Raw genomic sequence first — 14,762 nt, 5'->3', positions numbered from 1 at the left:
AACCTATCCCCCTGCCGGCGGACCTACGAGAACCATGACCTCCTCCAGGCGGCTGAGGTCGACCAGAGGTTTCACCTCGGCGGTCTTCGTGAGACCCATCGGGTCTCTTTTGACATCAACAATCCGGCCAACTGGAATGCCCTTTGGGAAAACCCCTCCCAAACCGGAAGTTATTACGTCCTGTCCTTTTGTCACTGCCGCGTCCTTGGTCAGGTAAGACATGGCAAGTGACGGCGATCCCGGCAAGACTCCCTTTACAACACCCGCTGTGCGCGTCTGTTGGATCATGGCGCCCACACCGCTACGAGGGTCGGTAATCAGCAGGACGTCGGCGGTACGCCGGGTCACGTTGATGGTTCGTCCCACCAGGCCATCGGGCATTATGACGGGAAGGTTCTCCGCAAGGCCGTCGTCCGTGCCCTTGTCAAGGCGGACTACCGAAAACCAGTTATTCGGATCGCGGCCGGTAACCCGCGCCACGACCACATTCGTGTTCCCTGTTTCGACTTTATAGGCCAGAAGCCGCCGCAAGCGGTTATTTTCAAGCTCGCATTCCTTAAGCCTGGCTACCCGGCCCTCCAGTTCCTTGATACGCTCCTCCAGGGCTTCCTGTTTGGCGGCGTTCCCCAGCGTGAAAACGTGCCTGAGGCCGTCAACAAAACCGTTCCCCCCGGCCATAACAAACCCTTCGACCGGCCCGAAGACGTCCTTGACGATACCGCGTATAGCCACGGGGGTCTCGGCGCCGGGAGCGGTAAAGTACATCACACCGACCAGGCATCCGGCAAGGATGCCGATAACAAGCGCCTTGGCAAACCAGGTACGAAGCAATGCTAAACCACCTTCTTGGGTTGAATGAGCACCCTCCGCAAGATATCAATGTTCTCCAGGACCCGCCCCGTCCCGTAAGCAACGGCAAGCAACGGGTCTTCGGCCAGGTGGACGGGCATGTGCGTCTCCTCGCTGACCAGCCGGTCGAGGCCGCGGAGCAAGGCGCCGCCGCCGGCCATGACGATCCCCCGGTCCATAATGTCGGAAGCCAGTTCCGGAGGAGTGCGCTCCAGCGTCTGGCGGATGGCTTCCAGGATGCTGGCCACGGGCTCGGAGAGCGCCGTGTAAATCTCTTCCGACGTGACGTTGATCGTTTTCGGCAGGCCGGTCACGAGGTCGCGGCCCCGGACTTCTTCCGTTTCCGTTTTGCCGAGCGGGTAGGCCGTCCCGATCTTGATTTTGATCTCTTCCGCCGTCCGCTCGCCGATCATAAGGTTATAGGTGCGCTTAACGTGCTGGATGATGGCTTCGTCCATCTCGTCCCCGGCCACGCGGATGGAGCGGCTGGTCACGATGCCGCCGAGGGAGATGACCGCCACCTCCGTGGTGCCGCCTCCCACGTCGACAACCATGTTGCCTGTCGGCTCGTGCACGGGCAACCCCGCGCCGATGGCCGCGGCCATGGGTTCCTCGATCAAGTAGGCTTCGCGCGCCCCCGCCTGAAGGGCCGCCTCCCGCACCGCTCTTTCCTCCACGGCCGTAACGCCGGAGGGCACGCCGATAACCACACGCGGCTTGATTAAGAAGGTTTTGCCGCGTAAAGCCTTGTTAATAAAGTACTTGATCATGCTCTGGGTTGTATCGAAATCGGCGATCACCCCGTCCTTCATCGGGCGAATGGCAACGATGTTGCCCGGGGTGCGCCCGATCATCTGCTTGGCCTCTTCGCCTACGGCAAGCACCTGCGAAGAATCCTTTTGAATGGCCACCACCGAAGGCTCGCGCAATACAATGCCTTTACCCCGCACATATACGAGGGTGTTGGCTGTGCCTAAATCAATGCCCATGTCTCTGGAAAAAATGCCGACCATTACCTGGCTCCTTTCTGATTGCCGTTCCTGTTCAGATCAGTCCGAGGGCCTTTAAACTGGTATATCTATTATCTCCAATGATGATATGGTCTAGGATGGAGATACCGATCACTTCTCCCGCTTCAACCAGTTGTGCCGTTAAATCAAGGTCCTGCTGGCTCGGCGTGGGATCCCCGCTCGGGTGGTTGTGCGCCAGGATCAGGGCCGCCGCGCTTCTACGAATGGCACTCTTGAAGACCTCGCGGGCGTGCACGTTCGTCGCGTTCAAGGTCCCCACCGATATGCGTTCCCTGGCCAGGACCTGGTTCTTGGTATTGAGGACCAGGGCCAGGAAATGCTCCCGGTCCAGGTGGCGCATTTCCGGCATCAGGAGCTGCGCCGCCTGCTCGGGGGTGCGGATGGTGACACGCTGCTCGGCCGGAGCGGTAGCCAGGCGATAGCCTATCTCCAAAGCCGCCTTGATAACCACGGCCTTTGCGGAACCTACGCCCCTGACCGAAGCCAGTTCCTCAAGGCTCGCCTCCAGGAGCTCCCTGGCGCCGCCGAAACGGCTCAGCACTTGCTGCGCCAGTTCGAGGGCGCTCGTGCGCTGCGTGCCGGTACGAAGCAGGATCGCCAGCAGTTCAGTATCCGAGAGGGCCCCCGGTCCCATCTTGACCAGCCGCTCCCTCGGACGCAGTTCCTCGGGCATTTGCTTGATTGTCAGGGAGTACTCGACGGACATCAAACCAACCCTTACCCGACCACCCCGCTGCCGCCGCAGACAGGAGGTCGTAGTCGAAGATGCGGCACATTTCGGCCAGCCGTACCAGCGGCAAGCCGACAACGTTAGTGTAACAGCCTTCTATCCGGGTCACGAAGAGAGACCCGAGTCCCTGGATCGCATACGCCCCTGCCTTGTCCGCCGGCTCACCCGTAGCTGCATAGGTACTAATCTCCTCTTCCGTCAGGTGGCGGAAATGGACGACCGTCCGTTCGTGACTTACTGCCGCTTTACCGGTTGCAGCGTCGATAACGGCCACCCCGGTGTATACCTCGTGGCTTGTCCCTTCCAGCTCCCTCAGCATCGACCGTGCCTCGGCTTCATCCCGGGGCTTGCCCAGGATCTTCCCCCGCAGGACGACCACGGTATCGGCGCCGATCACCAGCCCCTCCGGCGTCCTTTCGGCCACGGCACGGGCCTTTCTGAGAGCCAGTTCCTCGACCAACGGGGCGGGACGTTTCGAAAAACCAAGGGATTCGTCGACATCCGCGACGACGACCTTGAACGAAACACCCAGCCCGTCCAGCAGTTCCCGGCGGCGCGGGGATGCGGAGGCTAAAACAAGCGGAACGGCCATCGTACCTAGATCCTTGTATAGACAAGGTATCCCAACAGAAAACCCAGGAGCGTTGCGGGGTTGATCACGGCAGAAAAGCCAAAGGTGATGGTGAGGAAACGGAGATCAAGCACACCGGGCCGTAGCCCGACAGACCAACTGTGCTGGAGAAAAGGGAAATGGGGGGCGAAGATCTGTCCCAAGCCCGTCCCCACGATGCCGCCGATGATCAGGAGCGTGACAAGAAGCCATCCGCTTTTCCGCTCGCGCTGCAATTTGGCCACAAAAATCCCCCCAAAAGCCCTTTTGCCTCCTCCAGTTTAGCATTGATACAAAGAATTTGACAAGCTTACTATCGTATTCAGTTTTTACGTATCTTTCCAACAAAGATTAACATACAAGATTGTCACATTTTCTATTCCTGCTTCAGCCTGACGATCATCTCGACTTCCACCGGGGCCCCGAGGGGAAGTTCGGTCACCCCGACCGCCGACCTCGCATGGCGCCCGGCCTCGCCAAATACCTGCTGGATAAACTCCGAAGCCCCGTTCAACACCTGGGGCTGGGCGGTGAAACCCGGGGCGGAAGCTACATACCCCGTGACTTTAACGACTCGTTCCACCCTGTCCAGGCTGCCCGCGAGGCTGCGCACCACCGCCAGGCAGTTAATCGCGCACAAACGGGCGGCCTCCGCCCCCTGCTCCACGGTGAGCTCATCCCCGAGTTTCCCGCAGAACTGCAGCTCTCCTTTGGCCAGAGGCAGTTGCCCCGAAGTATAGATCATATTGCCGGCCATAAGGCCAGCCACGTAAGCCGCCACCGGTTTGGGGGCTTCGGGAAGGGTAACGTTGAGGGCAACAAGCCTGTCCTCATACGACATAGCAACCAATCCTTTCTTTTTAGGCAGCTTCAGTCCTATTGTACACCTCCCGATCCCTTCCAACACCCCAAATGCCAAAATAAACGGGGTTTTCGGGATATTTGTTCGCAATTCCCGAATGGCCCCGCACTCAACTCGAAGAGCCGTTACATCCGGGGTTACCGTCAATCTCCGAGACGCTAAAAGCTTGGATTACCTGCAACCGACTTACCCAATTGAGTGCTGGAACCTGATCGCTAACTGTCAAGTTCTGCTTAATCCGTCAGGATTCAGCTAATGTACGTATCCCGCCGTAACCAGCGCCGCATAGAGGATGTAGAACGAAAGCCCCATGGCGACCATCATCCACCCGTTCAAACAGCGCCTCCTGCCGACCCACCGGTAGGCTAGCAAGGCGGAGACGAGGGCCAGGACGGCGCTCAGGCATGCAGCCGGAGTCAGGTGCCATGACGTAAAAGCAATGCCTATGCTGGGGACAACCGAGCTTTGGAAGACCATAGCCCCCGTTACGTTGCCCACGGCAAGGGTGTCCTTCCGCTCCTTGATCCAGATAATGCTGTTGGTGAGTTCAGGAAGTTCCGTGGCGACCGGGGCAACCAGGAGGGCGAATACGAAGGGGGCAATGCCGAATTGATAGGATAGGGTGCCGATGCTTTCCACAAAGACCTTGGCTCCAAAGACAATCATCGTGAAGGCCACTATAACCTGCCCCGTGACAAGCGCGAGCGGGGGATCCAGCACTCGCGGCGCCACCGCGAGCGGCTGCAGATTGTCGGACGTCCCGCAGCGCTCTCCCTGCGTAAGGGCGCAGGCCACAAAACACGCGTAGCCGCCCAGCAGTAAAGCGACGACATAGATCCTGTACTCCTGGGGAAGAAAAGCAGCCGTAACGGCAAGCATATAGGCTCCCAGAAAAAAACCCAGGTCTCGCCTGGCCAGGGCCGGTTGCGGTCGAACGTACGCCCTACGCTCGCGGTTGACGAGAATGGTCGTTCCGCCGATAACAACAAAACCCATGGTGGCAAGCATAAACGGCGCCCCGAGAATGGCGCCGACGCCTACTTCTTCTCCAACGCCGCCCCCGCCCAGGAGGATAGCCACAACAGGAATCATCGTTTCGGGAAGGGCGGTCCCCAGGGCGGCAAGGATGCTGCCGACGGCACCTCGGGCCAGCCCCAGCTTTGTTCCCAGCCACTCAACCCCGTTAGTGAAAAACTTGGCGCCCGCAAGGATGACCAGGGCGGCCAGCACCAGCGACAGATAAACCACGGCAACCTCTCCCACAAAACAACAGTCTGTACACTTTATGACCGCCATTTTGCGGGTAGAACCCGGGTGGATGTACACCCATGAGGCCGAGGAATAAAGGCGGGGTAGGGTCTAAAAGAAAAGAACGAAAAAAAACGAAGCCTACCCGAACCAAGGGCAGGCTCCCCCAAAACTCGGACGTCGAGCCCTAACTCAACAGCGCGCGCATGATGGCAGCCACAAAGAGGATGCAACCGTCGACATCGAGGGGTAACGTCATGGTCTCGCCGTTTTCACGGTTAACGACGTTGAGAAGGACTCCCTCGCCGTATTTCAGTTCCATCACGCAGTTATCCTTGGGAGACTGCAGTTTGAGAACGTAATCCTCGTCCCCCAGAGGAGGGGCATCCGCGGGCCGTCCGGCGCCCCACGCGTTGCAAACGCTCAAGTAAGAGAGCAGTTCCCTGGCCAGGACAACGCTGTCCGCAAAAGACAGGGTGAAGTTGAGGACCCTCTTATCCTGTTTAATGTAGTAATAAATGTCGTGAGCAACGGTATCGAGGTCCACGGTCGTCCCGTCAGCAAGCTTCACCACGTTTTCCGATTCGATAAACTGGTGTTTCAAGATACTCATCCTCCTTTATTAACCTTAACAGTCCCGGATTTTACAAGAATTTCGCGTGCCCGGCCGACAAGGTAGAGCGAGCCGGTAACCACCATAAGGCCGCCGGGACCCGATAATTTTCGCGCGACAACAAGAGCGTCCTCTACCTTCTCGACGGCTGCTACCGGCAGCCCCAGGCCACCGACGACCCGGGCAACTTCATCCCAATGGCCGGCCCGCGGCCCGGGCGGCCGGGTCACAACTATCCCACCGGCTATCTTCGCCAGACTGTGAACCATTTCCTCCCTTGCCTTATCGTCGAGTATACCCAATACAACTACAGCCTTTTCACCGGGAAAACGGGAAGCCACGGCTTCGGCGAGCGCGGCCGCCCCGGCGGGGTTATGGGCCCCATCGAGCACGACAGGGGGCTTTCCGGGAACAATCTCGAACCTTCCCGCCCACGCCAGGGCGGCCAGGCCGTTGCGAACGTGCCGCTCACTGATAACCCAGCCCTTTTCCTGAAGTACCTCGAGGGCGGCGACGGCGCAGGCGGCGTTCGTTCTCTGGTGCCGCCCCCAAAGCGGCAGGCGCAGGTCCCGATACCTTTGCCGGCGGCCGCAAACGACGAGGAACGGGGGCGCACCTGCAGCCGGTTGCTCGGACCAGGTAACGTCCCGGCCCACAACTACAAGAGGGGCGTCCAGTTCCCTGCACCTGCGGGCGATAACCTCCAGAGCTTCGCCCTCCGCCCCTGTCACCACAGGAACGCCGCGCTTGATGATCCCCGCTTTCTCCCCGGCCACTTCCCTCAGGGTATGCCCCAGGATTTCCGTATGATCCAGGCTGACATTGGTGATCACGGCAACCTCGGGAACGATGACGTTGGTGGCGTCAAGACGGCCTCCCAGCCCGACCTCCATAACGGCGAGGTCCGCCTTGTTCCGGACAAAACACAAGAAAGCGGCGGCCGTAAGCGCCTCAAACTCGGTCGGCGCCGCACCCTCCCGGGCCAAGGCCTTGAGATCAGGCAGCAGCCCTTCCAGGAGAAAGGCCAGTTCATCGTCGGCGATCGCCTCGCCGTTGACACGGTAGCGTTCGGTGTAGGAATGGAGGTGAGGCGAAATAAAACTGCCCGTCTTGTAACCGGCATCCTGCAGCACGGCCTCGATCATCACCGTCACCGAACCTTTGCCGTTGGTGCCGCCGACGTGCACAAAGCGCGTTTCCGCCTCGGGGTTGCCGAGGCGGGCAAGAAGGCGCCGCACCCTCTCCAGTCCTAACTCCATTCCTGTTCCGCAGATGCTCCGGATCTCCTCGATAACTCCTTCTAAATTAGTCAAATTTGCGACACCTCAAATAATCCCGATCACTCAATCCACGGCCCTCAAAATCTCGGCCTTCCTCGGAGCCCGACGAGCGACGTCCAAAGAATTTGCAGTTCCCGAAAACTTGATTAGGGCTACAGGCAACTTAACTGCCTAGTTGAGTGCCGGGGGATTCCTACTACGACTTACGGTCGAAAAGCCCCGCCCCTTACATGGCGGGGCTTTTCTTCAGTATAGCCAGGCGCTGTGCAACGGTCTCCTGCTTGATACGGTAATCCTCCAGTTTTTGTCGCTCCTTCTCCACCACATCGGCGGGGGCCTTGGCTACAAACCCCTCGTTATCGAGCTTGCCTTCGAGGCGAACCACTTCTTTTTGCACGTTGGCTAATTCCCTCTCTAACCGGGCGATTTCCTGCGGGATATCAATCAGCCCTTCCAGCGGGACATAAATTGTTATCCCGCCGACCACAGCCTGTGCCGCCTGGGACGGCTCGGCCGCCAAATCCCTTGTGATTTCCACGTCACCCGAGGCCAAGTCGGAGATGTAGGACCGCCAGTGCCCCATCGTTTCTCTCTTCCCGTCTTCGGGCACCACCAGGATAATCTCCGCGCGGCGCGCAGGGGGGACGTTCATTTCGGCCCTCAAGCTACGGATGGCGCGGATGACGCTGATAATCAGCCGCATGTCCTCTTCCGCGCCTCTGTCGACCTGCTCGACCCGCGCCTTGGGCCAGGGAGCGAGCATGATGGTTTCGCCCTCGTGCGGAAGGTTCTGCCAGATCTCCTCGGTAATAAACGGCATAAAGGGATGGAGCAGTTCGAGCGTTCCTTTTAGGACGTTGACCAGGACGTGCTGGGCCGTGGCGCGCTCCTCGGGCGTCCCCCGGTAGAGCCGCGGTTTAACCAGTTCGATGTACCAGTCGCAAAACTCGTCCCAGATGAACTCGTAGAGCACCCCGGCCGCTTCCCCCAGCTCGTAATCTCGGATAAAAGCGTCCACGGCCCCGGCCACCTGCTGGAAGCGGCTGACAATCCAGCGGTCGGACAGGTCAAGGCGCTGCGGTTGGAACCGGGGGTCGTATCCTTCAAGGTTCATGATCACAAAACGAGAGGCGTTCCAAAGCTTGTTGGCGAAATTGCGCGCACCTTCGAGTTTCTCGAAGTGGAAACGCAGGTCGTTACCGGGGGTATTCCCCGTAACCAGCATGAAGCGCAGAGAGTCTGCGCCGTATTTCTCGATGACCTCGAGCGGGTCGACGCCGTTCCCCAGCGACTTCGACATTTTCCGACCAAGGGCGTCCAGGACCAGGCCGTGAATGAAGACCTCGCGGAACGGGACCTCACCCATGAACTTCAGCCCGGAGAAAATCATGCGGGCGACCCAAAAGAAGATGATGTCCCGGCCGGTCACCAGCACCGAGGTCGGGTAAAAATGCTTTAATTCAGGTGTTTCTTTGGGCCAGCCCAGGGTGGAGAAGGGCCATAGGCCCGAAGAAAACCAGGTGTCCAGGACGTCGGGGTCCTGGACCACCTTGTCCGCCCCGCAGTTCGGGCAGGCGGCCAGGTCGTCCTTGGATGCCGAGGCCTTGCCGCATTCCCGGCAGTACCACACGGGGATGCGGTGACCCCACCACAGCTGACGGGATATGCACCAGTCGCGGATGTTCTCAAGCCAGTTCAGGTAGACCTTCGTGAAGCGCTCGGGAACAAACCTCGTCCTTCCTTCCTTGACGGCCCGGATCGCCGGCTCGGCCAGCGGTTTCATCCGTACGAACCACTGCTTGGAGATCATCGGCTCTACGACCGTGTTGCAGCGGTAACAGTGCCCGACGGCGTGCTGCAGGTCCTCGATGCGCGCCAACAATCCCTGTTCCCCGAGGTCGGCGAGGACCTTCTGGCGGCATTCCCAGCGGTCCATCCCCGCATACGGTCCGGCTTCAGTCGTCATCACGCCGTTGGTGCCGATAACCCGTATTTCGGGCAGCTTGTGCCGGCGCCCGATCTCGAAGTCGTTCGGGTCGTGGGCCGGGGTGATCTTCACAGCCCCGGTGCCGAACACGGGGTCAACGTAGTCGTCGGCAATAACGGGGATGACGCGGTTCATCAGCGGAAGCACGACTTCCTTGCCGACGAGGTGGCGGTAACGCTTGTCCTTCGGATGGACGGCGACGGCCGTGTCGCCGAGCATCGTCTCCGGGCGCGTAGTGGCGACCGTGACGAAATCACGCCCGTCGGGAGTAGGGTACTTGATAAAGTAGAGCTGGGCCTGCACGTCAAGGTGCTCGACCTCGATGTCTGAAATGGTCGTGGCGCAGTGGGGGCACCAGTTGACGATGTAGTCGTCGCGGTAGATCAGGCCCTGTTCGTAGAGGCGGATAAAGACTTCCCGGACGGCCTCCGAGCAGCCCTCGTCCATCGTGAAGCGCTCGCGGTCCCAATCGCAGGAAGCGCCCAGGCGCCTTAACTGGCTGGTGATGCGGTTACCGTAGGTCTCCTTCCAAGTCCACACGCGTTTCAGAAAAGCCTCACGACCTAGGTCGTACTTGCTCAGGCCTTCCCTGGCCAGCTGTGCTTCGACCTTGGCCTGGGTGGCGATGCCGGCGTGGTCGGTGCCGGGCAGCCAAAGGGCGTTGTAGCCGGACATGCGCCGCCAACGGGTCAGGACGTCTTGAAGGGTATTGTCCAGGGCATGGCCCATGTGCAATTCCCCGGTCACGTTCGGAGGGGGCATGACAATGCAAAACGGCTCTTTGTCCGGCTCGACCTCCGCGTGAAAGTATTTATGCTCCTCCCACCAGCGGTACCATTTCCCCTCTACCTTTTGAGGATCGTAGGCCGGCGGCATTTTCGTAATCCCCAAGAATTTCCCTCCCTGCCTCGTTATCCAAAATCTTAATGAGCGGCGCTATGAATGTCAACATTACGCACTCCTAGAGGGGCCTGACAGGAACGTTACACGGTACTGGCGCCCCAAGCCTAATGGATGTAGACGCTGCCGTCGGAACTGATCTGGCCCCTCAGCAGCCTAACCAGGTATACAGAGGTCTCGTCCGGTTCCTCCAGGCTCGAAACTTCGTCGGCCAGTTCGTCCATGCCCCGCTCGGCGTTGCGTATGACCAGCGTCCAGGGCTGGAACTCGGCGGAATCGTGGATCAGGTCCTGTAATTCACCTGTCGGCACCGGCGCATTGGTTACAAGCGCCACCATGCCCTTACGCCTGATCAGAGGCAGATAGTGCCAGGCATCCATGGGAATGGCCAGCGCTACCGATTCTTCGACGTCCCATCCTATTTCCAGAACAACAACGTACTTATCCTCGCCGAAACGGAGCACATCCCAGGAAAACCAGTAGTCTATAACTTCCCCGTTTACCAGCCGGGTAAACAGCGGCCCCAGTTTCTCATCGAGGCTTGAAACAAAGAAGACCACTGTATAATCACTCTCAAAAATCATGTCGGGGATAACAACCTCTTTCTCCGGCAACCCCCATCCCCCCCTGGCATATTTGCCCTTCAGAACTAGTAATTATGAAAAAGAATCCACAGCAGGGTTTCCACAGTCCCCAAAGGCGGTGTTTGTATGCGCACAAAACTGCTCTACATCTCCGGCTGCCTGGCTACGCTGTTAATCGCGGGCCTGGCGTTTTACTTTTTTCAGCAACGTGAACCCGCAGGGCAAATTCATCTTAGAGTATATGAATCCGGGCACGAGATGGCTAACCTTCCTCATTATATTGCCGCTTCTCTCGGTTACTTCTCCGACGAGAATCTCGCTGTCTCGCTGTTCAACGCCAAGGAGGACCCGGCGGCTGAGGACCTGCAAAAAGCCGGCGTCGTGATCCTGCCGCCCGAAAAGGCGTGGGAAAAGAAGATGCATGCCTTCGCCCAGATGACGCATTTTGAGCCGGGATTCCTGCTCGCGCGCGAACCAATGTCGTCGTTTGCCTGGAGCAGCCTTAAAGCCAAGATAGTTATCGGCGGCGACCCGGACAGCACCCTGGAGACGACTTTTGAAGCCATCCTCAAGAAGGAAGGGCTGCGGCCTCAGACCGACGTAACCATCGTCCAGAACCTGCCGGCGAAGTTACGACTGGGAGCCTTCCTTGCCGGATCAGGTAATTTTATTCTGCTCAGGGACCCCCAAGCCCAGCAACTGCAACTCGCGGAGCAAGGATACGTCGTCGCCTCACTGACGCCGGCCGGAAACGTCCCCGCACAAATCTGCGCTGCCAGCCCCGGCTTTATCAGCCGCAACAGCGAAGCGCTCGTGCGGTATACCCGCGCCATTGCACGGGCGCAGTCCTGGATAGCGGCGCAAAACCCCCGCGACATAGCCGTCGCAGCGGCGTCCTTTTACCCGTATCTCGACCTCGATACCCTGACGGCCGTTATCGAACGGCACAAGGAAAACGATCTCTGGGCAAAAACGCCGGCGATCGACCCCAAACAATTCGCGGCCTTGCAAGAGATTATGTTCAAGGCCGGGGAACTGGCCAAACCGATTCCGTTCGCCCGCGTCGTCCGACCCGAAATCGCGGCTGAAGCGCTGAAATCCCTGGCATCGACCAAGAATCAGTAATGTTTGCAGTGCGGGAGCTCTTCTATCAAGCGATTTACCGAACGCCAGCGGTAAAAACCGCCGGCCTCCGTACCGCTATCCTGAAAAACAACAAAGGGCGAGAAAAGTTTCGCCCTTTGTTGTCTTATTCCTTCTATAACGTTCCTTTAGCCAACTAGTCAGCTATCTAGTTAGACACCGCGGGAGCCGGTATCGACTCCTGGTAACCAGCCACTTCCGGCACCGGAACCGGCACCGGGAGACTAACTTCGGGCTCGTCTTCCTTGGGAAGCAGGGCCGTCTCCATCACCTGGTCCATGTGCTCCACCAGCACAAACTCCAGCTTGGAAGCGACGTTGGACGGGATATCCTCCAGGTCTTTCTTGTTTTCCACCGGCAGGATGACCGTTTTGACCCCGGCACGGTGTGCTGCCAAAACCTTCTCCTTGATCCCTCCCACCGGAAGAACCCGTCCCCGCAGCGTGATCTCGCCGGTCATGGCCACGTCGTGCCGCACCTTGCGTCCCGAAAGAGCCGAAGCCAACGCGCAGGCCATGCTGATGCCGGCCGAGGGACCGTCTTTGGGCGTCGCACCCTCGGGCACGTGGATATGGACGTCGTATTTTTCGTTAAAGAACTCTTCGATGCCGAGCGACTTGGCCCGGCTACGCAGGTAACTGTAGCCGGCCTGCGCGGACTCGCGCATGACGTCGCCCAGCTTGCCGGTAAGGGTCAACCCGCCCTTGCCCTTGCAGACGGCGACCTCGATCGCCAGCGTGTCTCCGCCGACCTCGGTCCATGCCAGTCCTGTCGCTACGCCGACCTGGTCGTCTCGTTCGGCTATGCCGTAACGGAAGCGGGGGATACCCAGGAACTGTTCGATGTTCTTAACATTTACCCGCACCTGGGTGGCCTTCTTGGCTACGATTTCCTTGGCCGTCTTCCGGCACAGGGCGGCGATCTGGCGCTCCAGGCTCCTGACACCGGATTCGCGCGTGTACTCGCGGATGATCCGGCGCACCGCATTCTCGGAAATGGTCAACTGTTGTCCGGTCAGGCCGTGTTCTTTAAGCTGTTTCGGGATAAGGTGACGAATCGCAATCTGCACCTTTTCCTCTTCGGTATAACCCGAAATATAAATGACTTCCATGCGGTCGAACAGCGGCCGCGGGATATTGTACGGGTAGTTCGCCGTCGTGATGAACATGACGTTCGAAAGGTCGAACGGGACCTCGATGTAATGGTCACTGAACGCGCTGTTCTGCTCCGGGTCCAGCACTTCCAGCAGCGCCGAAGACGGGTCGCCACGGAAGTCCATGCTCATCTTGTCGACCTCGTCGAGCAGGAAGACAGGGTTTTTCGACCCGGCAGTACGCATGCCCTGAATGATCCGTCCCGGCAACGCGCCCACGTACGTACGCCTGTGCCCGCGGATCTCGGCCTCGTCGCGCACGCCGCCCAGCGAGATGCGCACGAACTTGCGCTCCAGAGCCCGCGCAATCGAACGGCCCAGCGAGGTCTTGCCGACACCTGGGGGTCCAACTAGGCACAGGATGGGTCCCTTCATCTTCTTGGACAGCTTGCGGATAGCCAGGAACTCCAGGATGCGCTCCTTGACCTTCTTAAGGCCGTAGTGGTCCTCGTCAAGAATGGCTTCAGCCGCCGCGATATCGATCCGGTCCCTGGTCCCTTTGGTCCAGGGGAGGGCCAGGAGCCAGTCGAGGTAGTTGCGGACCACCGTGGCCTCGGCCGCCATCGGAGGCATCTTCTCCAGCCTTTCGACTTCTTTTAGAGCCTTCTCTTCTACTTCCTTGGGCAGCTTGAGGGAGGCGATCTTCTCCCTCAATTCCTCGGTTTCCGCTTGGCGCTCGTCTTTCTCCCCAAGTTCGCGCTGGATGGCCTTGATCTGCTCGCGCAGGTAATATTCCTTCTGTGTTTTTTCCATCTGCTTGCGCACGCGGATGTTAATCCGCCGCTCAAGCTCCACGATTTCAAGTTCCCTGGCCACAATGGCGCACAGGCTTTCCAGCCGCTCGGCGATGGGGACAGCCTCAAGCACAACCTGCTTTTCCTCAATGCGCAGCGGCAGGTGCGAAGCGATAATATCAGCCAGGCGTCCGGGCTCCTCGATGTTAACCACCGAAACCACGGTTTCCGGCGGAATCCGTTTGGATAGCTTGACATACTGCTCAAACTGGCTCACCAGGTTGCGCATCAGGGCTTCCAGCTCGGTGGTTTTAACGAAATCCTCGAAATACTGCTCCAGTTCCACCTGGAAAAACGGCTCGGTGGCCACGTAGTCGATAATCCGGGCCCTGGCGATACCCTCGACAAGCACGCGGATCGTGCCCCCGGGCAGTTTTAAAAGCTGCTTGACCTCGGCAACAGTACCGACATCGTAGATATCCTCGACATCGGGACTATCGGTCTGAGCCTCCTTCTGTGTAGCCAGAAAGATGACCCGATCGTGAATCATCGCTTCTTCTATGGCCTTAACCGATTTTTCACGGCCCACGTCCAAGTGAATGACCATATAAGGAAATACGAGAATTCCCCGGAGAGGAAGCAACGGTAAAACCCTTCTGGTCGAATCCAAACGGGGCACCTCCTTCTAACTGTGGGTACTTCAACTGCTGCAGACAGTGCCGGGACAAATATCAGATTAATTCTAACATAAACAGTTAACGAGGAACCATAGCAATAGTTGTCTGGAACCCGCAAATAAACCCTGCGTTCTCAGCTTTTGCAGTTCTCCAACCCTTTTTCCAACAACATCCTACCGGGTGTTTGGACATTTCGTATGGCTAACCCCCCCTTTTGTATTTAATGAAAGGGCAGCTGAACATGTTTCCGAAAGAACTTGCGAAAAGTGGAAAGGCCTGGGGCTGCCTGAATAAAAGGATACACGCAAATCGAGTAGAGTAACGCCGCGGTGATCAACTGCGGCGTTAGCCCTCTCACAGA

The 14,762-nt window shown here is 58.7% G+C and carries 13 protein-coding genes; 1 reads left to right on the top strand and 12 read right to left on the bottom strand.

The features are described 5' to 3' along the window. Positions 1–3: 3 nt before the first annotated feature. The 11 genes from mreC to ACUM6F_RS09075 form a co-directional block, all read right to left on the bottom strand. On the bottom strand, positions 4–831 hold the full coding sequence (gene mreC, locus ACUM6F_RS09125; RefSeq protein ID WP_445349024.1) for a rod shape-determining protein MreC: 828 nt from the start codon (positions 829–831) through the stop codon (positions 4–6). Between the two features lie 2 nt (positions 832–833). After that, positions 834–1,862 carry a rod shape-determining protein gene (locus tag ACUM6F_RS09120; RefSeq protein WP_425622079.1) on the bottom strand — a complete coding sequence of 343 codons (1,029 nt, stop codon included), beginning with the start codon at positions 1,860–1,862 and terminating at the stop codon, positions 834–836. A 31-nt stretch (positions 1,863–1,893) separates the two neighbouring features. Continuing rightward, positions 1,894–2,553 (bottom strand): RadC family protein, encoded by a 660-nt coding sequence (gene radC / locus ACUM6F_RS09115; RefSeq protein ID WP_426388006.1) that lies wholly within the window; start codon positions 2,551–2,553, stop codon positions 1,894–1,896. After that, positions 2,486–3,202, bottom strand: a complete 717-nt coding sequence (locus ACUM6F_RS09110) for a Maf family protein (RefSeq protein ID WP_425622081.1) — start codon at positions 3,200–3,202, stop codon at positions 2,486–2,488. Before ACUM6F_RS09110 ends, radC begins: the two co-directional genes overlap by 68 nt. A 5-nt stretch (positions 3,203–3,207) precedes the next feature. Further along, positions 3,208–3,465: a DUF4321 domain-containing protein gene (locus tag ACUM6F_RS09105; RefSeq protein WP_425622082.1), complete on the bottom strand. Its 258-nt coding sequence runs from the start codon at positions 3,463–3,465 to the stop codon at positions 3,208–3,210. A 131-nt stretch (positions 3,466–3,596) separates the two neighbouring features. Then, positions 3,597–4,061 carry a RidA family protein gene (locus ACUM6F_RS09100; protein WP_445349023.1) on the bottom strand — a complete coding sequence of 155 codons (465 nt, stop codon included), beginning with the start codon at positions 4,059–4,061 and terminating at the stop codon, positions 3,597–3,599. 273 nt (positions 4,062–4,334) lie between these two features. Next, on the bottom strand, positions 4,335–5,345 hold the full coding sequence (locus ACUM6F_RS09095) for a sodium:calcium antiporter (protein WP_445349022.1): 1,011 nt from the start codon (positions 5,343–5,345) through the stop codon (positions 4,335–4,337). Between the two features lie 172 nt (positions 5,346–5,517). After that, positions 5,518–5,934 (bottom strand): hypothetical protein, encoded by a 417-nt coding sequence (locus ACUM6F_RS09090; RefSeq protein WP_445349021.1) that lies wholly within the window; start codon positions 5,932–5,934, stop codon positions 5,518–5,520. A gap of 5 nt (positions 5,935–5,939) precedes the next feature. Next, a complete protein-coding gene (locus ACUM6F_RS09085) occupies positions 5,940–7,256 on the bottom strand; it encodes a bifunctional folylpolyglutamate synthase/dihydrofolate synthase (RefSeq protein ID WP_425622086.1) in 1,317 nt (438 codons plus the stop codon). A gap of 193 nt (positions 7,257–7,449) precedes the next feature. Further along, positions 7,450–10,095, bottom strand: coding sequence for a valine--tRNA ligase (locus ACUM6F_RS09080; protein WP_445349052.1), 2,646 nt, complete (start codon positions 10,093–10,095; stop codon positions 7,450–7,452). Positions 10,096–10,217: 122 nt separating this feature from the next. Further along, positions 10,218–10,724: a hypothetical protein gene (locus ACUM6F_RS09075; RefSeq protein ID WP_425622087.1), complete on the bottom strand. Its 507-nt coding sequence runs from the start codon at positions 10,722–10,724 to the stop codon at positions 10,218–10,220. 96 nt (positions 10,725–10,820) lie between these two features. On the opposite strand from ACUM6F_RS09075, the gene ACUM6F_RS09070 reads away from it, so the two are divergent. Beyond that, positions 10,821–11,819 carry an ABC transporter substrate-binding protein gene (locus tag ACUM6F_RS09070; RefSeq protein WP_445349020.1) on the top strand — a complete coding sequence of 333 codons (999 nt, stop codon included), beginning with the start codon at positions 10,821–10,823 and terminating at the stop codon, positions 11,817–11,819. 166 nt (positions 11,820–11,985) lie between these two features. Here ACUM6F_RS09070 and lon read toward each other — a convergent pair whose 3' ends face one another. Then, positions 11,986–14,394 (bottom strand): endopeptidase La, encoded by a 2,409-nt coding sequence (gene lon, locus ACUM6F_RS09065; protein ID WP_426377389.1) that lies wholly within the window; start codon positions 14,392–14,394, stop codon positions 11,986–11,988. Positions 14,395–14,762: the final 368 nt, after the last annotated feature.

The sequence above is a fragment of the Desulforudis sp. DRI-14 genome (assembly GCF_052618305.1).
The sequence above is the reverse complement of the archived record's forward strand: the minus strand, read 5'-3'. Positions and strand labels throughout refer to the sequence as shown.